This window comes from Mycolicibacterium gilvum (assembly GCF_900454025.1).
Taxonomy (GTDB): Bacteria; Actinomycetota; Actinomycetes; order Mycobacteriales; family Mycobacteriaceae; genus Mycobacterium; species Mycobacterium gilvum.
The window spans coordinates 657412-676377 of sequence record NZ_UGQM01000001.1 but is presented as its reverse complement, the minus strand read 5'-3'; the positions used below and the strand labels follow the sequence as shown (position 1 = coordinate 676377).

General features: G+C 68.8%; 21 protein-coding genes and 1 pseudogene. 16 read left to right on the top strand and 6 right to left on the bottom strand.

The genetic code is table 11. The features are described from left to right. Positions 1 to 10: 10 nt before the first annotated feature. From DYE23_RS03175 to DYE23_RS03155, 5 genes and pseudogenes are all read left to right on the top strand, one after another. Positions 11 to 1906, top strand: a pseudogene (locus DYE23_RS03175) (AAA family ATPase); the annotation flags it as partial. A 43-nt stretch (positions 1907 to 1949) separates the two neighbouring features. After that, positions 1950 to 2369: a hypothetical protein gene (locus DYE23_RS03170; RefSeq protein ID WP_011891158.1), complete on the top strand. Its 420-nt coding sequence runs from the start codon at positions 1950 to 1952 to the stop codon at positions 2367 to 2369. Positions 2370 to 2413: 44 nt separating this feature from the next. Further along, entirely contained in the window at positions 2414 to 3475 is a 1062-nt protein-coding gene (locus tag DYE23_RS03165) for an EspA/EspE family type VII secretion system effector (protein ID WP_011891159.1), read from the top strand. Between the two features lie 4 nt (positions 3476 to 3479). Then, positions 3480 to 4232 (top strand): hypothetical protein, encoded by a 753-nt coding sequence (locus tag DYE23_RS03160; protein WP_115326479.1) that lies wholly within the window; start codon positions 3480 to 3482, stop codon positions 4230 to 4232. Positions 4233 to 4279: 47 nt separating this feature from the next. Continuing rightward, positions 4280 to 4726, top strand: a complete 447-nt coding sequence (locus tag DYE23_RS03155) for a DUF1707 domain-containing protein (RefSeq protein ID WP_011891161.1) — start codon at positions 4280 to 4282, stop codon at positions 4724 to 4726. Here DYE23_RS03155 and DYE23_RS03150 read toward each other — a convergent pair. Continuing rightward, on the bottom strand, positions 4723 to 6219 hold the full coding sequence (locus DYE23_RS03150) for a potassium/proton antiporter (RefSeq protein WP_115326478.1): 1497 nt from the start codon (positions 6217 to 6219) through the stop codon (positions 4723 to 4725). The two genes, DYE23_RS03155 and DYE23_RS03150, sit on opposite strands and share 4 nt — an antisense overlap. Before the next feature lie 30 nt (positions 6220 to 6249). Here DYE23_RS03150 and DYE23_RS03145 point away from each other — a divergent pair, with 30 nt between their 5' ends. The 10 genes from DYE23_RS03145 (at position 6250) to DYE23_RS03100 (ending at position 14933) form a co-directional block, all read left to right on the top strand. Continuing rightward, on the top strand, positions 6250 to 6945 hold the full coding sequence (locus DYE23_RS03145) for a potassium channel family protein (RefSeq protein ID WP_115326477.1): 696 nt from the start codon (positions 6250 to 6252) through the stop codon (positions 6943 to 6945). 88 nt (positions 6946 to 7033) lie between these two features. Continuing rightward, positions 7034 to 9940 (top strand): Na+/H+ antiporter subunit A, encoded by a 2907-nt coding sequence (locus DYE23_RS03140; RefSeq protein WP_115326476.1) that lies wholly within the window; start codon positions 7034 to 7036, stop codon positions 9938 to 9940. Then, positions 9937 to 10404 (top strand): Na(+)/H(+) antiporter subunit C, encoded by a 468-nt coding sequence (locus DYE23_RS03135; protein ID WP_011891165.1) that lies wholly within the window; start codon positions 9937 to 9939, stop codon positions 10402 to 10404. The genes DYE23_RS03140 and DYE23_RS03135 overlap by 4 nt, the downstream gene beginning before the upstream one ends. Next, positions 10401 to 12017 carry a Na+/H+ antiporter subunit D gene (locus DYE23_RS03130; protein WP_011891166.1) on the top strand — a complete coding sequence of 539 codons (1617 nt, stop codon included), beginning with the start codon at positions 10401 to 10403 and terminating at the stop codon, positions 12015 to 12017. Before DYE23_RS03135 ends, DYE23_RS03130 begins: the two co-directional genes overlap by 4 nt. Further along, positions 12014 to 12553 carry a Na+/H+ antiporter subunit E gene (locus DYE23_RS03125; protein ID WP_011891167.1) on the top strand — a complete coding sequence of 180 codons (540 nt, stop codon included), beginning with the start codon at positions 12014 to 12016 and terminating at the stop codon, positions 12551 to 12553. Before DYE23_RS03130 ends, DYE23_RS03125 begins: the two co-directional genes overlap by 4 nt. Then, entirely contained in the window at positions 12550 to 12837 is a 288-nt protein-coding gene (locus tag DYE23_RS03120) for a monovalent cation/H+ antiporter complex subunit F (protein ID WP_011891168.1), read from the top strand. Before DYE23_RS03125 ends, DYE23_RS03120 begins: the two co-directional genes overlap by 4 nt. Further along, on the top strand, positions 12834 to 13214 hold the full coding sequence (gene mnhG / locus DYE23_RS03115) for a monovalent cation/H(+) antiporter subunit G (RefSeq protein WP_115326475.1): 381 nt from the start codon (positions 12834 to 12836) through the stop codon (positions 13212 to 13214). Before DYE23_RS03120 ends, mnhG begins: the two co-directional genes overlap by 4 nt. Beyond that, positions 13183 to 13923: an SAM-dependent methyltransferase gene (locus DYE23_RS03110; protein ID WP_115326474.1), complete on the top strand. Its 741-nt coding sequence runs from the start codon at positions 13183 to 13185 to the stop codon at positions 13921 to 13923. The genes mnhG and DYE23_RS03110 overlap by 32 nt, the downstream gene beginning before the upstream one ends. A 48-nt stretch (positions 13924 to 13971) precedes the next feature. After that, the gene (locus tag DYE23_RS03105; protein ID WP_115326473.1) at positions 13972 to 14262 is read left to right on the top strand and encodes a type VII secretion target; all 291 of its coding nucleotides are present in this window, start codon (positions 13972 to 13974) and stop codon (positions 14260 to 14262) included. A gap of 47 nt (positions 14263 to 14309) precedes the next feature. Further along, positions 14310 to 14933, top strand: coding sequence for a hypothetical protein (locus DYE23_RS03100; protein WP_115326472.1), 624 nt, complete (start codon positions 14310 to 14312; stop codon positions 14931 to 14933). On the opposite strand, the gene DYE23_RS03095 is transcribed toward DYE23_RS03100, so the two are convergent. From DYE23_RS03095 to napA, 5 genes are read right to left on the bottom strand one after another with little or no spacing between them, the layout of a single operon-like run. Continuing rightward, the gene (locus DYE23_RS03095) at positions 14934 to 15566 is read right to left on the bottom strand and encodes an LON peptidase substrate-binding domain-containing protein (RefSeq protein WP_115326471.1); all 633 of its coding nucleotides are present in this window, start codon (positions 15564 to 15566) and stop codon (positions 14934 to 14936) included. It abuts the gene before it with no gap. Positions 15567 to 15570: 4 nt separating this feature from the next. Then, positions 15571 to 16713, bottom strand: a complete 1143-nt coding sequence (locus tag DYE23_RS03090) for a glutamate--cysteine ligase (protein WP_115326470.1) — start codon at positions 16711 to 16713, stop codon at positions 15571 to 15573. After that, positions 16694 to 17404: a superoxide dismutase[Cu-Zn] gene (gene sodC / locus DYE23_RS03085; RefSeq protein WP_115326469.1), complete on the bottom strand. Its 711-nt coding sequence runs from the start codon at positions 17402 to 17404 to the stop codon at positions 16694 to 16696. Before sodC ends, DYE23_RS03090 begins: the two co-directional genes overlap by 20 nt. Positions 17405 to 17414: 10 nt before the next feature. Then, complete coding sequence (locus DYE23_RS03080) at positions 17415 to 17870, bottom strand: LytR C-terminal domain-containing protein (protein ID WP_011891175.1); 456 nt, start codon at positions 17868 to 17870, stop codon at positions 17415 to 17417. A gap of 41 nt (positions 17871 to 17911) precedes the next feature. Continuing rightward, entirely contained in the window at positions 17912 to 18220 is a 309-nt protein-coding gene (napA, locus tag DYE23_RS03075; protein ID WP_011891176.1) for a nucleoid-associated protein NapA, read from the bottom strand. A 149-nt stretch (positions 18221 to 18369) separates the two neighbouring features. On the opposite strand from napA, the gene DYE23_RS03070 reads away from it, so the two are divergent. Continuing rightward, positions 18370 to 18963: a peptide deformylase gene (locus DYE23_RS03070; RefSeq protein WP_011891177.1), complete on the top strand. Its 594-nt coding sequence runs from the start codon at positions 18370 to 18372 to the stop codon at positions 18961 to 18963. The last annotated feature ends 3 nt before the right edge of the window (positions 18964 to 18966 follow it).

Sequence of the window (18966 nt, the reverse complement as noted above, 5' to 3'; positions counted from 1 at the left end):
ACCGTGGTGCGGTTCGCGCCTGGCCAGCCGGTCCATCACCCCCGCCACTCTGCGGCAGGCCCTGCTGGGCAAGGTGATGACCGTCGGGGACACGGTCTCGTTGCTGCCCCGCGATCTCGGGCCCGGCACGTCGACGTCGACGGCCAGTGCCGCGCTCGCTTCCTCGGTCGGCATCACCTGGACCTCCGAGCTGCTGACGGTCACCGCCGCCGACCCGATCGGACCGGTGAGCGTGCAACCGAATTCGCTGGTGTGCTGGGCTTCAGGGGCGTCAGAAGCTTCCGGGACGTCCGAGGCGGCCAACGGGACGTCCGAGGTGTCCGGTGCTCCTGTCCGGACGGAGCGACCCCGGACGCAGGCCGTCGGTTTCGACGACCTGAAGGGCGCGCACGCGCAGGCCAGTCGGCTCACCGAGTGGCTCAAGCTCGCCCTCGATCAACCCGAGCTGCTCGAAAAGCTCGGCGCCACCGCGAATCTCGGCGTTCTGGTGTCCGGTCCGGCCGGCGTCGGGAAAGCCACGCTGGTGCGCACTGTGTGTGCCGAGCGACGGCTGATCGAACTCGACGGTCCCGAGGTCGGTTCGCTGCGCGCCGACGACCGTCTCGCAGCGGTCTCCTCTGCTGCCGCCTCCGCACGCGACGGTGGAGGCGTGCTGCTGGTCACCGACATCGACGCGCTGCTGCCCGTCCCGCCCGACCCGGTCGCCACGCTGATCCTGACCGAGCTGCGGTCGGCCGTCGCCGGCGGCGTCGTGTTCGTCGCGACGTCGGCGGTCCCCGACAACGTCGACCCCCGGCTGCGGGCACCCGATCTGTGCGACCGCGAACTCGGTCTCAGCCTGCCCGACGGCGCTGTCCGCAAGCAGCTTCTCGAGGTGTTGCTGCGCGACGTCCCCTCCGCCAACCTGGAGATCGGTGAGATCGCCGACCGCACACCGGGATTCGTCGTCGCCGACCTGGCCGCGCTGGTGCGCGAGGCCGCGCTGCGGGCGGCCGCCCGCGCCAGCGAGAACGGTGAGCCACCGGCGTTGCGCCAGGAGGATCTCGTCGGCGCCCTCGGAGTGATCCGCCCGCTGTCGCGGTCTGCCACCGAGGAGGTGTCCGTCGGTGCGGTCACCCTCGACGACGTCGGTGACATGGCCGAGACCAAACAGGCGCTCACCGAGGCGGTGCTGTGGCCGTTGCAGCATCCGGAGACCTTCCAGCGGCTGGGCGTCGAGCCGCCCCGGGGCGTACTGCTCTACGGTCCGCCCGGGTGCGGCAAGACGTTCGTGGTGCGCGCGCTCGCCAGCTCGGGCCGCCTCAGCGTGCACGCCGTCAAAGGTGCTGAGCTGATGGACAAATGGGTCGGTTCTTCGGAGAAGGCCGTACGCGAGCTGTTCCAGCGCGCCCGGGACTCGGCGCCGTCACTGGTGTTCCTCGATGAGATCGACGCGCTCGCGCCGCGCCGCGGCCAGAGTTTCGACTCCGGGGTCACCGACCGCGTGGTGGCGGCCATGCTGACCGAACTCGACGGCATCGACCCGCTGCGCGACGTCGTGGTGCTGGGCGCGACCAACCGGCCCGATCTGATCGACCCGGCGCTGCTGCGCCCGGGCCGGCTGGAGAAGCTGGTATTCGTGGAGCCGCCGGACGCCGAGGCCCGCACCCAGATCCTGCGCACCGCAGGTAAATCGGTGCCGCTGGCGGCTGATGTCGACCTGGAGGTGCTCGCCGCCGATCTCGACGGCTACAGCGCCGCCGACTGTGTGGCGCTGCTGCGGGAAGCGGCGTTGACCGCGATGCGCCGCAGCATCGACGCCGCCGACGTCACCGCCGACGACGTGGCCCGGGCACGCGAGACGGTGCGCCCGTCGCTGGATCCGGCGCAGGTGGAGTCGCTGCGGCAGTTCGCCGACACCCGCTGAAATCGTGTATCCGGCCCTGCCCGCGGTGCGGTAGGAAAGAGGGATGCCGCTGATCGACCCCGGAGACGACTGGGAGGACGCCGGCAGCGACCTCGATGCCCTGGTCGCCCCCGAGGAGGACCCCGGTCCCGAGATCCCCGTCGTCCAGGTGACGAATCCGTCCGGAACCATCACGATCACGGCCAATCTGGACGGGTCGATCGCCCGGGTCGCCCTGACCCCGGCGGTCACCCGGTGGACCGAGTCCGAACTCGCCGCCGCCATCACCGAACTGGCCGAGGTCGCGGCCAAGCGCGCCACCGCCGTGATGCATGTGACGGTCGTCGAGATGTTCGTGGCCCAGGGCGTCGACCGCACCGAGGCACGCGAGTTCGTGTCGTCGAATATGCCGTTCGCGACCCCCGCTCAGGCCGATGCCGCGCTGGAGGAACTCAGTGCGCGCTATGCGCACGAGGGCCGATGAATTGGTGCATCTGACCCTTTCCGCCCGTTGATAGGGTCGAATTCATGGCTTTGGGGAAGCTGTGGGTGGACGCCAATTACTTCTACGGCGTGGCCGATCACGCCAACATGATGAGTTCGGACCCCGCGCTGGGCTCGGCCGCGATCGCCACCGACGCGGCGATCCTGATGCAGTCCCTGGCGGCTGTCGGAGGGTCGACCATGGGTGCGACCGGGCTGGCGACCTCGGTGGCGACGCCGATCATCAACGCCGGTCTGATGACGCTGACCGCGGCGTCCAACACCCTCGGATTCGGCCGGCCCGAAGACGGCGAGCGTTTCACCGACGGCGCCCGACAGTTCTCCGAAGCCAATGATGAACTGCAACAAGCGGTTCCGCCTCCGGACTGGCAAGGTGACGCCAGCGATGCCTACGGTCTGCGCAACACCGAGCAGCAGCAACGGGCCGGCAGCATGGCCACGTTCGACGGGCAGATCCAGGAAGTCCTGGCCGAGGAGGCCGGGCAGGTGCAGGACACCCGCGATTTCGTCTCCACGCGTCAGGTAATGCTGGCCGCAGCCATTCCCGCCGCCATCACTGCGAAGCTCATCCCTCCGGGCGGCGCGGCTGCCGCGATGGCCATCGAGCTCGCGGCCGTCGCCGCGACCGTGCCGTTCGCGATGCAACGGGTCACGGAGATGGTCTCGCACAGTGCCGACAACGCCGACCGGATCCGCCAGATCGGATCGCACTACGGCGTCGTGGACGAGAGCGCGCAGATGCCCGGCGGGCTGTCCGGGGCGCAGTCGGGCACACCCGCACCGCTGCGCGTCTCCGAGTCCATCCGGGGCACCGCCGGAATACAGCAGAATGTCGCCGCGACGATCGACTCGGCGAGGTCCGCGCCCGACGGATCGGCCGGCGACGTGTTCAAGACCCACGGTGTGGTGTGCACCTCCACCGCAGCGGCGTTGAAGTCGGCCGAACTCGCGCGTCGCAGCGCCGCCGAGAAGATGCATCTCATCTCCACCGATCTGAGCGCCAAGCTGGGCTCGTCGGCGACCGAGTACTCCCACACCGAGCAGCAGAACGCCGACGCCGTCGACCGGCAGATGCCTCCGCGCTGATCTCATGAACAAGGTACTGAGAAGGACTGGCATAGCCGTCACGCTCGTCGTCGTGGCCATGTGCTGGGGTTGGGCGTATTTTGCTGCGCGCGAGGGCTATTGGGCCACTGTGGCCATCGCCCTGGTCGCGTCCGTCACCTGGCCCGTCTCCATCCGCGTGGTGCTGGCGTCGACCAGCACGTCGCCCCGGGTCGAGTTCACCCCCGAGGGCACCGTGTTGAAGCCCGACGCACGCATCGACACGGCAGTACGACGGATGACCGGCACGGGTGCGGCCCTGTGTTGGGCCGCGCTGGTCGTGTCGGTTCCCTACGGAAACCTCTACATCCCGATCTTCTCCACGTTCCCCGAGTCCTTCGTGATCATTCCGCTCGCGTGCCTCGGAGCGGCAGTGGGGTTGACGTGGTGGTGGTGGGGCTACCGGCGGCGTGGCATCAGCTACGTGCAGTTGACCCCCGAGGGCTTTCGTTTCCCCGCGCTCGTGGGCACACACCACGGCAGGTGGGATGACGTCGTCGGGATCGGGACCGAGGCGCGTGACGGTCACACACGGTTCTGGCCGCCGATGGTGCTGACGATGAGGGACGAGTCCCGGTGCGTCCTCGAATCCCCCGGCATCTACACCCCCGAGGGCACCGCACTGATCGAGCTGGTCCGCCACTACTGGCAGCATCCTCAGGAGCGGGTGGAACTCACCACGGGCCGCGCCGTCGACCGCCTCCACGCGCTGCGCCAGTTTTATCTTGACAGTGACTAGTTTGAGTGCCATCGTCGAACTTGTCACTGTCAAGACTTGGAGGACTCATGACCTCACCGACACTGCGTACCGGTGACCGGGAGCGCGAGGCCACCGCGGACGTTCTCGGCCAGGCACTCGCGCAGGGCTACCTGGACATGACCGAGTACGAATCCCGTCTGCTGGCGGTGTACGACGCGTACACCACACCGGACCTGCGCCAACTCACCGCCGACCTGCCGGTGGCCGATCTCCGCCGCAACGATCCCCGCCGGCAGGCGGCCAGGACCGCGGCCGCCCGCCGCGGCATCCATGTCCACCTCGCGGGCTACGCCGCGATGGTCGTCATCGTCCTGACCGTCTGGCTGGCCGTCGGACTGGGCTCGGGCGGCTGGTACTTCTGGCCGGTCTGGCCGATCCTCGGCGCGGGCATCGGCGTCCTGGTCCACGCATTACCCATCCGTCTGGCGATGCCGCCGTGCCCGGGGTTCACCGGCCACCGGTCCCACCACTAGGCCGGGTCGCCGTACTCGTCGAACCAGTACGCGAGCTTCCCGCGCCGGCTCACCGCCCGCAGCCGGCGCTCGGCCTGATCCCGCGTCACCGACGTCGTCACGATCAGCAGCTCGTCACCGATCTGCAGACGGGTCACCGGTTGCGGGACGAAGGACTGCCCGTCGCGGATGATCAGCGTGATGACGCTCGGATCCGGCAGCCGCAGCTCGAGCACGGTGACGTTGTGCAGCCGCGATCCCGGCAGCACCGTCATCGTCAGCAGTTCCGCGCCGAGCACGTCCAGCGGCGCCGCGTCGACCTGGATCTCGCGGGTGGTGTCGCGCGGGATCAGGTTCAGCCACTCGGCGACCCGGCGCAGACTCGGGCCCTGGATCGCGGTGTAGAGCACCACGAGGATGAAGACGATGTGCAGCAGCCGCCAGCTGTCGGGCACCCCGGCCACGATCGGGTAGGTGCACAGCACGATGGGCACCGCGCCGCGCAGACCGGCCCACGACAGGAACATCTTCTCCCGCCACGGCACCCGAAAACCGATGAGCGACAGAAAGACCGAGATCGGGCGGGCAAGCAGCAGTAGCGCCAGCCCGGCGACGATGGCCGGCACCACCTCGTCGAGCAGCTGGTCCGGGGACACCAGCAGACCGAGGATCACGAACACCCCGATCTGCGCCAGCCAGCCCGCGCCCTCGGCGAACGACCGCGTCGCCGACCGGTGGGGCAGGCCGGAGTTGGCGAGCACCACGCTGGCCAGGTAGGCCGCCAGGAATCCACTGCCGTGCGCCGTTCCGGCGGCGGCGAACGCGAGCATGCCCAGACCGAACGTCGCCAGCGGATAGAGGCCCGCGGCCGGCAGCGCGATGCGCCGCAACGTCATCGCGCCCAGCACCCCGAACCCGAGGCCGAGCACTGTGCCGATCCCCAGCTCGTAGACGAGGGTTCCGACGATGTCGACCGCGTTCAGCTCCATCGGGACGACGCTGAACAGCATCACCAGGATCACCGCGGGAGCGTCGTTGAAGCCCGATTCGGCTTCGAGCAGGCCGCTCAAGCGGCGCGGGAGCGGGACCACCCGCAGCACCGAGAACACCGCGGCCGCATCGGTACTGGAGATGACCGCACCCAGCAGCAGGGCCAGCTGCCAGTTCATGCCGAGCAGCCAGTGCACCGCGGCCGCCGTCACCACCGTGCTCACCGCGACACCGAGGGTGGCCAGCACCGCCGCCGGTGCGAGGACTTTGCGGATGTCGCTGAAGCGTGTGGTGAGACCGCCTTCGACGAGGATGACCGCCAGCGCCGCGGTGCCCAGATCCTGCCCCAGTTGCGCGTTGTCGAACTGCAGGCCCAGGCCGCCCTCACCGACCAGCACGCCCACGCCGAGGAACAGCAATAGGCTGGGCAGACCGACCCCTGTCGCCAGCCGTGTCGCGGCGATGCTCGCCAGCAGTACGAGACCGCCGAGGAACAGCGCGACGTACAACTGGTGCAGGGTCACCCGAGTGAGTAAATCAGTGACGGGAGCTCGATGCGGATCGCAGTAGCCGGCGCCGGTGCCGTCGGTCGATCGGTCGCCCAGGAGCTGGTCGACTACGGCCACAAGGTCCTGCTCATCGAGAAGGAGTTCGACCGGTATCAGCCGGCGACCGTCCCCGGCGCCGAATGGTTGTGGGCCGACGCCTGCGAGATCGCGTCACTGGAAGAGGCCGAGATGCAGATCTGCGACGTCGCGATCGCGGCCACCGGAGACGACAAGGCCAACCTCGCGATGGCGCTGCTGGCCAAGACGGAGTTCGGCATCGACCGGGTGGTCGCGCGCATCAACGACGCCCGCAACGAATGGCTCTTCACCGAGGCGTGGGGTATCGACGTCGCGGTGTCGACCCCGCTGGCCCTGGTCGCCGCGGTCGAGGGGGCCATCGACGTCGGTCACCTCGTCCGGCTGATGGCCCTCGGGCGGGACTCGCGCGGCGACCTCGGACAGAAGGCCACCAACGTCGCGAAGTTCACGCTTCCCGACGGCGGCCCGCTGGTCGGGCGGCGGGTGCGCGACCTGGAGATGCCCACCGACAGCGCCCTGGTGACGCTGATGCGGGGAATCCATCTGATCGTTCCGGGTCCCGACGAGGCGCTCCGGGCGGGCGACGAGCTCCTGTTCGTGTTCGCATCGGGAGTCGAGGAGCGCATCAGAGCGATGGTGCAGGGCACCCGTAGACTGGAGTGACTCCAAAGTCAGTACGGCTGACACCCCATGTCCACCTGCCCGACGGTAAGCCCGCCCGACAGCGTGCCGCCCACGACGAGACGGAGCCATGCTCGCCATCCTCGCTGCCCACGCAGCCGCCGCCCTTCTGGCACCTCTGCTGGTGTACCGGTGGGGCCGTTTGGCGTTCTATCCACTCGCGCTGGTGCCGCTGGGATCACTCGTCTGGGTGGTGCTGAACTGGCCCGCCAAGGGTCAGTCGCGCAACGTCGACGTCCCGTGGGTGCCCGGCCTGTCGATGGACATCACGCTGCGGTTCGACGCGCTTGCCGCGATCATGAGCGTGCTGGTGCTGGCGATCGGCGCGCTCGTCCTCTTCTACTGCGCCGACTACTTCCGCCACCACGACGGCCGGATCGAGAAGCGCCTGCCCAGCTTCGCCGCCGAGCTCGTCGCGTTCTCCGGGGCCATGTTCGGCCTGGTCACCAGCGACAACATGCTGGTTCTGTACGTGTTCTGGGAGATCACGACCGTCCTGTCGTTCCTGTTGGTGGGGCACTACGCCGAACGCGCCACGACGCGGCGGGCCGCGATGCAGGCGCTGCTGGTGACGACGTTCGGCGGCCTCGCGATGCTGGTCGGCATCGTGGTGATCGGCAACATCGCGGACACCTTCCTGCTGTCGGAGCTGATCGCCAACCCGCCGACCGGGGTCGCCGCGTCGGTGGCGCTCGTGCTGATCCTCATCGGCGCGCTGTCGAAATCGGCCATCGTGCCGCTGCACTTCTGGCTGCCGGGCGCGATGGCCGCGCCGACACCCGTCAGCGCCTACCTGCACGCGGCCGCGATGGTGAAGGCCGGCGTGTATCTGATCGCCCGGATGACCCCCGGCTTCGCCGACAGCCCCGAGTGGCGCCCGACGGTCGTCGGCCTGGGCCTGCTCACCATGCTGCTCGCCGGGTGGCGGGCGATCCGCGAGTACGACCTGAAGCTGATCCTGGCGTTCGGCACCGTCAGCCAGCTCGGCTTCATCACGATCATGGTCGGTGTCGGCGGCAGCGAGATGATGCTCGCCGGCCTGGCGATGCTGTGCGCGCACGCGATGTTCAAGGCCGCGCTGTTCATGGTCGTCGGCATCATCGACCACGCCACCGGCACCCGTGACATCCGCAGGCTGGCCTGGTTGGGTGACCGGTCCAAGCCGCTGCTGATCATCGGGTGCGCGGCCGCCGCCTCCATGGCGGCGCTGCCGCCGTTCTTCGGCTTCATCGCCAAGGAGGCCGATTTCGAGACCGTGCTGCACAGCCCCTACCTGGGTGCCGCGTCGCCGTTCGTGCTGGCCGGCATCGTCCTGGGTTCGGTCCTGACCACGGTCTACAGCCTGCGGTTCGTGTTCGGCGCGTTCGGCCGGAAAGGTCTGCCCCACCCGAGCACCCGCGTCGAGGAGATGCACCGCCCGGAGCTCGGCTTCCTGATCCCGCCGGCGATCCTGGCCGCGGCGGGCCTGGTGTTCGGCCTGTGGCCCAAGCCGCTCGACACCGTCCTGAGCAACTACAGCGACACGGTCCCCGACCCGCAAGGCTACGACGGCGACTACTACCTCGCGCTGTGGCACGGGGTGAACCTGCCGCTGATCCTGTCGGCGCTGGTTCTGCTCGCCGGTGTCGCGGTGTACGTCGGACGCGGCCGGCTGCGGCGGGCCCGGCTGCCGTACGTGCCGCTGGGCAACGCCGACCGCACCTACGACGCGGTGATCCGTGGCGCCGACATCCTGTCGGTGCGGCTGACCGCGCTGACCCAACGCGGATCGTTGCCCCAGACGCAGTCGTTCATCCTGATCACCCTGGTGCTGCTGCCCCTGGGCGTGCTGGCGTTCGGCGCCCGCGACCGGCCGGAGTTCGCGCTGTGGGATTCTCCGCCGCAGGTCATCGTCGGGCTGCTGATGGTCGCCGCCGCGATCGCGGCGGTGGTGATGCGCAATCGCCTCGCGGCGGTCCTGATGGTCGGAGTCACCGGATACGGCTGCGGAGCGATCTTCGCGTTCCACGGTGCGCCGGACCTCGCACTGACCCAGTTCCTCGTCGAGACCCTGACGCTGGTCGCGTTCGTGCTCGTGTTGCGCACGCTGCCCGCGGAGACCAGCCGCGAGGAGAACACCCGGTACCGCCTGCCGAGGGCCGCGCTCGCCCTGGCCGTCGGCGCCGCGGTCACCACGCTCGCGGCGTACGCCATGGCGGCCCGCACCGGCCGGCCCATCGCCGACCTGCTGCCCGAAGCGGCGTATGTGCTCGGCCACGGCTCGAACACCGTCAACGTGCTGCTCGTCGACATCCGCGCGTGGGACACGATGGGTGAGATCTCGGTGCTGCTCGTCGCCGCCACCGGCGTCGCGTCGATGGTGTTCCGCAGTCGTCGTTTCGGTGCCGCGCCGAGGGTCTCGGACGCCGGCCAGCCCGACATCGGCCTGCTGCCGTCGTCCTACAACATCAGCCCCGCCGCCGGCGAGATCACCTGGCTGCGCGGCAGCGAACTGCGCGACCCCCGGCACCGGTCGCTGGTCCTGGAGGTTGCCACCCGGCTGATCTTCCCGGTGATGATGGTGCTCTCGGCGTACTTCTTCTTCGCCGGCCACAACGTTCCCGGCGGCGGGTTCGCCGGTGGCCTGATGGCCGGCCTGGCCCTGGTGCTGCGCTATCTCGCCGGCGGCCGCTACGAGCTCGGCGAGACGCTGCCGCTGGACGCGGGCAAGATCCTCGGCGCCGGCCTGGCGCTGTCCGCCGGGACCGCTGTGGCCTCCCTGTTGCTCGGCGCCCCGGCCCTGTCCTCGGCGGTGATCGAGTTCGACGTGCCCGTGCTGGGCAGCGTCAAGTTCGTGACCGCGCTCTTCTTCGACCTGGGGGTGTATCTGATCGTCGTCGGTCTGGTTCTCGACGTGCTGCGCAGCCTGGGCGCGCGCATCGATGTCGAGCTGAGCGAACAACGCCGGCAGACCGACCGGACGGTGAGGCAGCGATGACCACGTTCCTGATACCGCTGATCCTGATCGGCGTCCTCGCCAGCGCCGGGGTGTACCTGCTGCTCGAGCGCAACCTGACCCGCATGCTGCTGGGTCTGCTGCTCATCAGCAACGCGATCAACCTGCTGATCCTCAATGCGGGCGGACCGTCGGGCAACCCGCCCGTGCGCGGCCGCACCAGCGGCACCGAGACCGCGACGGCGGACCCGCTGGCGCAGGCGATGATCCTGACCGCGATCGTGATCACGATGGGCGTCGCCGCGTTCGTGCTGGCCCTGACCTACCGGTCGTACCGCATCAACACGATCGAGGAAGTCAGCAACGACCCCGAGGACATCAGGGTCTCCCAGCTGTCCGGCAAGGAGGACGACGACATCGAGGAGCGCCTGATGCCGGACGCGTCCCGCGACACCGACCTGCCCGACGAGCTCGACGCGCTTCCCGGCTACGAGGGGTCGCGATGATCGGGGCACATCTCGCGTCAGTCCTCACCCCGCTGCCGGTCCTGATCCCGATGCTCGGGGCGGCCGCAACGCTCATCGCCGGACGACGCCCGCGCCTGCAGCGCGCGATCGTGGTGTCCGGGTTGTCGGCGGTCGTCGCGGTGTCGGCCGCTCTGCTCTATCTGGCCGACCGCGACGGCACGATCGCGCTGCAGGTCGGTGGCTGGGGCCCGACCGAGGACGGTCTGGGTCCGCTGGGTGTGACGCTGGTGGTGGACCGGCTCTCGGCGCTGATGCTGGTGGTGTCGTCGATCGTGTTGCTCGCGGTCGTGTTCTACGCCATCGGTCAGGGCATCCGCGACGGCGACGAACGCCAACCGGTGTCGATCTTCCTGCCGACCTATCTCGTGCTGTCGGCGGGCGTGTTCATGGCGTTCCTGGCCGGCGACCTGTTCAACCTGTTCGTCGGCTTCGAGGTGCTGCTGACCGCGAGCTTCGTGCTGTTGACCATCGGCGCGAGCAAGGAACGCGTCCGCGCCGGCATCTCCTACGTGATGGTGTCGATGGTCTCGTCGCTGGTGTTCCTGTTCGGCATCGCGCTGGTGTACGCGACGACCGGCACGCTGAACCTCGCCGAGATCGCGGTGCGCCTCGACGACGTCCCCGAGGGCACGCGGATGGCGCTGTTCGCCGTGCTGCTGGTCGCGTTCGGCATCAAGGCCGCGGTGTTCCCGCTGTCGGCCTGGCTGCCCGACTCCTACCCGACCGCGCCCGCCCCGGTCACCGCGGTGTTCGCGGGCCTGCTGACCAAGGTCGGTGTGTACGCGATCATCCGGGCCCACTCCCTGCTGTTCCCCGGCGGCGGGATGGACCGCATCCTGCTGGTGGCCGGTCTGCTGACGATGGTCATCGGCATCTTCGGCGCGATCGCCCAGAGCGACATCAAGCGTCTGTTGTCCTTCACGCTGGTCAGCCACATCGGCTACATGGTGTTCGGTATCGCGCTGTCGACGCAGCTGGGCATGGCCGGGGCGATCTACTACGTCGCACACCACATCCTCGTGCAGACGACCCTGTTCCTCGTCGTCGGGCTCATCGAGCGCCAGGCCGGCGCCTCGACGTTGGAGCGGCTCGGCGGACTCGCCGCCGCCAGCCCCCTGTTGGCGTTCGTGTTCGTGGTCCCCGCACTCAATCTCGGTGGGATTCCGCCGTTCTCAGGCTTCATCGGGAAGGTGGCGCTGCTGGAGGCCGGCGCCGAATCCGGATCGGTGCTCGCGTGGATCCTGGTCGCGGGCAGCGTGATCACCAGCCTGCTGACGCTCTACGTGGTCGCCCGCGTCTGGACGAAGGCGTTCTGGCGGGCCCGCAAGGACGCCCCGGAAGGTCACCTGTCGGGTCCCGCCCCGACGGCGCTGCTCGACAACACCGACGAGACCATGGACATCGAACACTCCGACCGCGACGACGTCGGCAGGATGCCGGTCGGCATGCTCGCACCGACCGGTGCGCTGATCGTCGTCGGCCTCGCGCTGACGGTGCTGGCCGGGCCGATCATCGCCTACAGCGACCGGGCCGCCGCCGAGGTGTTGGATCGCAGTCAGTACATCGGCGCGGTCCTCGGGGGGCAGCCATGAGGCAGCCCATTCTGCGGGTGTGGATCGTGTGCTGGCTTGTCCTGGTGTGGGTCCTGTTGTGGGGCAACATCTCTGCGGCCAACATCCTCTCCGGACTGGCGGTCGCGCTGGTGATCACGCTGCTGCTTCCGCTGCCGCCGGTCCCAGTGGAGGGACGGTTCCATCCGCTGTCGGTGCTGCGACTGATCGCCACGGTCGCCGGATGGCTCGTGGTGTCGTCGTTTCAGGTGGCCGCGCTGGCGGTCAAACCCGGACCGCCTCCGCTCACCGCGGTGCTCCGGGCGCACCTGCATCTGAAGTCCGATCTGGTGCTGGCGCTGGCGGTCAACATCCTGAACCTGACACCCGGCAACATCGTCCTCGAGATCGACCAGTCCCGCCGGATGATCTACGTCCACGTCCTCGACGTCGGGTCCGAGCGGACCGTCAACCGCTTCTATCACCAGATCGACAAACTGCAGAAGCTGCTGGTGGCGTCGTTCGAGCGTGAAACCGACTGGCGGCCGTCGGAGGACAAGGAGGTGGACCCCGCATGATGTACGTCTGGATCGCCGCCGGCGCGATGCTGTCGCTGGCCGCGCTGGTGACCATGTTCCGCATGCTGCTGGGCCCGACCACCCTGGACCGACTGGTCGCCCTCGACACGCTGGTCGCGGTGACGATGTGCGCCATCGGCACCTGGGCGGCCTTCAGCCTCGACACCACCGTCACCTACAGCCTCACCGCGCTGGCACTGATCACGTTCGTCGGATCGGTCAGCGTCGCGAGGTTCCGCGTCCCCGACGTCGCCGATCCGGCGGACAAGGGGACTGCGCGATGACCGTCTCCGACATCATCGCCTCGGTCCTGATCCTCGGCGGTTCGGCGCTGGCCCTGACCGCCGCGATCGGCGTCGTCCGGTTCCCCGACACCCTGTCCCGCATGCACGCCGCGACCAAGCCACAGGTGCTCGGTCTGCTGCTGGTGCTGGCCGGTGCGGCGATCCGGCTGCGCGGCAACCTCGACGTCGGCATGTTGATCCTGACCGGGATGTTCACCATCATCACCGCGCCGGTGATCGCGAACCGGGTGGGCCAGCTCGCCTACCGTGAGCAGAACATCCGGGACGATCTGCTGACCAGGGACGAAATGCATGAATTCGCGGCCGAACGGGAATCCGGCGAGCATGACGATTCTGGACAGTCCCGGCGCACCTGACACCGGGATCGACGCGCTCGCGCTGGGCACTGCGGTCGCGCGCGTGCGCGAAACCTCCAGCGATCAACCGTTGTTCACCGATCGGTACTCCCAGATGCTGGTCGACGCCGCGGGCCCGATGGAACCCGACCAGGCGGCACTGGCGGTCCCCGACTATGTCGCGGCGCGGACCAAGTGGTTCGACGACTTCTTCCTCGCCGCGAGCGCCGCGGGCCTGGCGCAGATCGTCCTGCTGTCCCCCGGCCTCGACACCCGTGCGTGGCGGTTGCCGTGGCTCAACGACACCGTCATCTTCGAGGTGGACCGCCCCCGGACGCTTGCCTTCAAACAGCAGACGCTGACCCGTGCCGGTGTGACACCGACGGCCACCTACGTGCCGGTCCCCGTCGATCTCGGTGACGACTGGCCGCGCGCGCTGACGGCGGCGGGGTTCTCGCACAGCGAACCGACCGCGTGGGCCGCCGAGGGCCTGTACGCAGACCGGCCCGAGGCGGAACAGGACAACCTTCTCGAGCGCATCGACCTCTACAGCGCACGCGGCAGCAGGATCGCGATGGACGTGGATGCCGACGGACCCGACGTGGTCTGCTGGCTGTGTGCGCGGCACTGGGAGATGGGCTCGACGGATGCGCCTGATGTGATGGCGCGCTACCACCGCGACGCCACCGGTGCACCGTCCGGCGTGTTCGTGGAAGGCCGCAAGCTCTAGAGAATTGGTGCGCCGGGCCATCTTTGGACTGCGGTAACGTCAGATCCCATGTCGTTGAGGGTCGATCCCGAGGTCCTGCGCGCCTTCGCCGGTCAGGTGAACTCGACGTCGACGGAGATCGGGGAGACTCAGGCCGCTACCGCCGTGTCAACGGCTGCCGACGGGATGCCCGGGTCCACGACGCAGTGGGCGGCCCGTCTCGTCGGCTCGCACGTGAGCGGACAGGTCGAGGCCATCGCCGCCGGCGTGGCACTGATGGGCGACGCGGTCCGGGGTGCCGGCAACGACTACACGGTGACCGACGCGGCGCTGGCGCAGAGTTTCCAGGGCATCTTCTGACACCGAACTGGCGCCGGAACCTCACCCCGTCGACGTGGTTCGGCGTCGTGGTGTTCGTCGTCGGGACGGTCTACTGCGTGGTGCAGGCCGCAACGTCGGTGGCGCGAGAGACCTTCACCGTCTCCGCCGCCCGCTACCGCGAGTCGGTTGATTCGGCGACGACCCTTCGGGTCAATCCCGCGATCGCGGTCCTCTACGGGATCGCGCTCGTCGGCGCCGTGTTGGGTTCGTCTCTGTACGTGATGTTCTCGGCCCGCGAGTCCGTCCGGGTGTTGTTCAGCGGAGGCGTGGTCTTCCGCTCCCTGATGGCCGCTCTGCTGGGGCTCTCGCTGCTCGGGCTCAGCGGTCTGGTCAGGTCCCGCGAACCCGGACGCCTACGGTTGACGCCGGCCGGGATCGAACACGCCACACTTCTCGGAACCCGTTCGGCCACATGGGATCAGATCACCGACATCGCCGACGTCGCCGCCAGCCGGGCACACAACCCGATCGTCCTGACCATCCCGGACGCGAAGCCGATCGTCGTGTCGAACGCCGACCGCTACGGTGACGCCGGTCCGGCGGTGTACTGGATGGTGCGCCACTACTGGAAGCACCCCGAGGACCGGGGCGAGCTCACCGACGGTCGCGCGCTGGCACGACTGGTCACCGCGCAGTTCGCGACCGACTGATCACTCCGAGAGCTGGAACTCCACCATCGCGATGACGGTGTCGACCGCCTCGGACAGCGCGGCCACCCGATCGGCGACCGACGGAGCCGCCAGGATCGCGTACCGGTCGGCCTGACCCATCGGGAGGCGAGCGGTCAACGCGTACAACCACTGTGCCGGGTCACCCGAGTCGTCCGCGCCGTGCACGATGTCGCGGGCGTTCACCTGGGCTCCGCGCGCGGTCGCGATCCGCTCGAACAGGCCGACCATCCGGTCCTCGATGTCGCGGATCGCGGCGAAGTCGACGGGGCCGCCCGGCTCGTCGGGCCACTCCTGCATCACCGCACGGGGATAGGGATCGTCGGGCAGCCACTCCAGCACCCGGATCCGTTCGGCCATCGCACATTTGAGCCGGTAACGGCCCGCACCCATGTCGGAGTGCTCGGTGATGCGTGCGAGCGCACCGACATCGCTGCGCGCGTCACCGCCGCCGACCTCGCGGCCCGCCGCGATCAGCACCACACCGAACACCGGATCCACGGCGGCCAGACATGCCTGAACCAGTGCCGAGTACCTGGGCTCGAAGATGCGCAGCGGCAGCTCTTCTCCGGGCAGCATCGCCACTTCGAGCGGGAACATCGGCAGCGTCGGCATCAGCTCAGAGCACCAACTCCGAGACCAGGGCGTCGACCACCGCCCGCAGATCGCCGTCGTGTTCCTCGGCGACGCGCCGCTGCCGTTGGTAGGAGGCGCCGTTGTGGTAGATGTCGGGCACCCTCGCGAGCTCGTCGACGCAGTCGAGCTTCCTGGCCACCGGCTGCAGGCGCTCCAGGAGATCGTCGAGGTCCTCGGTCACCAGCCGCTCGTTGCTGTCCGCGTCGAGGATGATGATCGCGTCGAGACCGTAACGCGCTGCGCGCCACTTGTTCTCCTGCACATGCCACGGCGGCATCACCGGCAGCGACTCACCGGCCTCGATCCGGCGGTCCAGGTCGACGATCAGGCAGTGCGTCAGCGCGACCAGAGCCGAGAGCTCGTGCAGGTTGGACACCCCGTCGAAGATGCGGACCTCGATCGTGCCGAGATGCGGGGACGGCCTGATGTCCCAGCGGATCTCGTTCATGTGGTCGATGATCCCGGTCTTCTTCTGGTCGCTGACGAAACGCTCCCATTCCCGCCATTCCTGGAAGTGGAACGGCAGGCCCGCGGTCGGCAACTGCTGGAACATCATCGCCCGGTTGCTGGCGTAGCCGGTGTCCTCGCCGTCCCAGAAGGGCGACGACGCCGACAGTGCCAGCAGGTGCGGGTATTGGTGGAGCAGCGAGGTGATGATCGGCATGACCTTGTGCGCCGAGGACACCCCGACGTGCACGTGGACACCCCAGATCGTCATCTGCCTGCCCCACCACTGGGTCCGCTTGATCAGCTCGGCGTATCGCGGTGCGTCGGTGAGCTTCTGCGCCGACCAGTCCGCGAACGGGTGGGTGCCGGCGCAGAACAACTCCATGCCGCGTTCCCGCACGATCTCGCGGACCGGGCGCAGCGTGGACGCGAGGTCGTCCATCGCCTGGCCGGAGTTGTCACAGATGCCCGTCACGACCTCGACGGTGTTGCGCAGTAGTTCCTTGTGCACCCGCGGGTTCTCACCGATCTCGGCGATCACCGACGCAGCCTCGTTGCTCAGGTCCCGCGTCTGGGCGTCGACGAGTGCGAACTCCCACTCGACGCCCAGTGTCGGTCGTACCGATCCGTTGAAATCGATACGGCTGTCCGGTCTTTGGTCAGGAACCGCTGATGACACCGCAGGCCACCCGCGCTCCGGCGTCGCCGGTCGCCAGGGTGGTCTGATCCGGTGGCGGTGCACCGTCGACCTGCTGGTAGCGCTCCGGCGGGATGTTGGCGAAGTTGTCGGCCTTCTCGTGGATGATGATCGCGGTGCCGGCGTCGCCGGTGAGATCCTCGGCGGTGAACGCGTCGGTCGTCGTCACCACCTTGGCCGAACCGTCCTCGCGCACCTGCAGCGACGTCAGATCGCCGCTGGCCGGATGGCCGGTGTTGCCCCCGACCTGAAGGTGGCCGCCGGCGGAATTGAAGTTACCGGGCGCACCGCCCGTGGGCGCCACGGAGTTGGGCTCGCACTTGCCCACCTGGTGGATGTGCATGCCGTGGAATCCCGGCGTCAGATCGCCCTCGCCGGTGGTTTCGACCGTGACGGTCGCGTATCCGTCGGAGAACACGATCTCGGCGTTGGCGACCGTGGTGCCGTCGGCGAGATTGAGCTCGGCGGTCAGGGTCTCCCCGGAGGCCTGGCCCGATCCGCCGCCGTGTCCGGCTCCGTGCTCGCCCGCTTCCGCGGACGGCGACGGGGATCCGGTCCACACCGACGGTGTGGTGCCGGGCGAATCCGACGGCACTTCACCGGGAGGGGAGCACGCACTCAGCGCGAGTGCGGGCACTGCGAACAACGTGGCGGCAGCGACGGACCTCAGCATGTGCAAGAGCCTAGCCGGTGACGAGTACCACTACGCCCGGTGGCTGCTCTATGAGCGCGGGCACTCGCGGTGCGACGGGCGCCTCCAGGAGCCGGCCCACCTCTTCGGCCGCCTCCTGTTCGCCCTCGGTCTCACCGAAGTACACGGTCGTGACCGTGACGTCGGGCACCGTCAGGTTGCCGACCTCGGTGACGTTCCACTCGTCGTCGCGCAGGCGGGTGGCGGTGGATTCGCCGGCACCGGGGGTCTCGGAGATGTTGAAGACGCGCACTTCCGGCCTGGCCGGTTCGGGCGCGGCCGACGTGGTCGTGGTCGTGGTGACCACGGTGGTGGAGGCCGTGGACGACTGGTCGTCGTCGGATCCGCTCAGCGCCTGGAAACCCACGAGCAGGAAGACCACGCCGAGGAACAGCAACACCATGACGATGGCACGTAGGGGTAGTCCCGAGGATTCTCGCTGGTTCATCGGCGCCTACTGTATCGCGGGCCGGCGTGCTGCCCGGTGACCTAAGTGACGTCGAATCCGAGTCGGCGTGCGGCCCGGGCCTTCTGCCGGCTGGCCCGCAGCCTGCGCAACCGCTTCACCAGCATCGGATCGGCGGCCAGCGCCTCCGGCCGGTCCACCAGCGCGTTGAGCACCTGGTAGTAGCGCGTCGCCGACATGGAGAACAGTTCCTTGATGGCGTCTTCCTTGGAGCCGGCGTATTTCCACCACTGCCGCTCGAAGGCCAAGATGTCGTGCTCGCGACGGGTCAGACCGTCGGTGGGCTCGCTGTCGTCCCCAGAACGCTCAGCCCGCGCGATGGCGCCGTCCATATCGCTTCTTGGACCCTTCCGGAGATCGAAATGACATACATGTGGTTTCGGCGAGTATTCAATCACGGTTGTGTCACGCGCACAGCCAACAATCGCCGCGAGTCGGCGGTCAAAACAACCGCGCCGAGCCCGCCCCCTAAGCTTTCGGCATGGCCGTCAGACCGATCTGCATCGTCGGAGATCCCGTCCTGCACACCGCGACCGAACCGATTCCCGTCGGGCCGGACGGTTCGCTGCCCGCCGACCTGGCCGATCTGATCACCGATCTCTACGACACGATGGACGCCGCCCACGGAGTCGGATTGGCGGCCAACCAGATCGGGGTCAACAAGCGGGTCTTCGTCTACGACTGTGCCGATGCGCGCAAGAAGACGGTCCGGCGTCGCGGCGTCGTCGTCAATCCGGTGCTGGAGACCTCCGAGGTTCCCGAGACCATGCCCGACCCCGAGGACGATGACGAGGGCTGCCTGTCGGTGCCCGGCGAGTCGTTCCCGACCGGCCGTGCCGACTGGGCGCGCGTCACCGGCCTCGACGCCGACGGCACCCCGATCACCATCGAGGGCACCGACCTGTTCGCGCGGATGCTGCAGCACGAGACCGGTCATCTCGACGGCTTCCTGTACCTGGACTCTCTGATCGGCCGCAACGCGCGGGCCGCGAAGAGGGCCGTCAAGTCGCACGGCTGGGGCGTTCCGGGGCTGACGTGGATGCCCGGCGAGGATCCCGATCCGTTCGGTCACTGACCC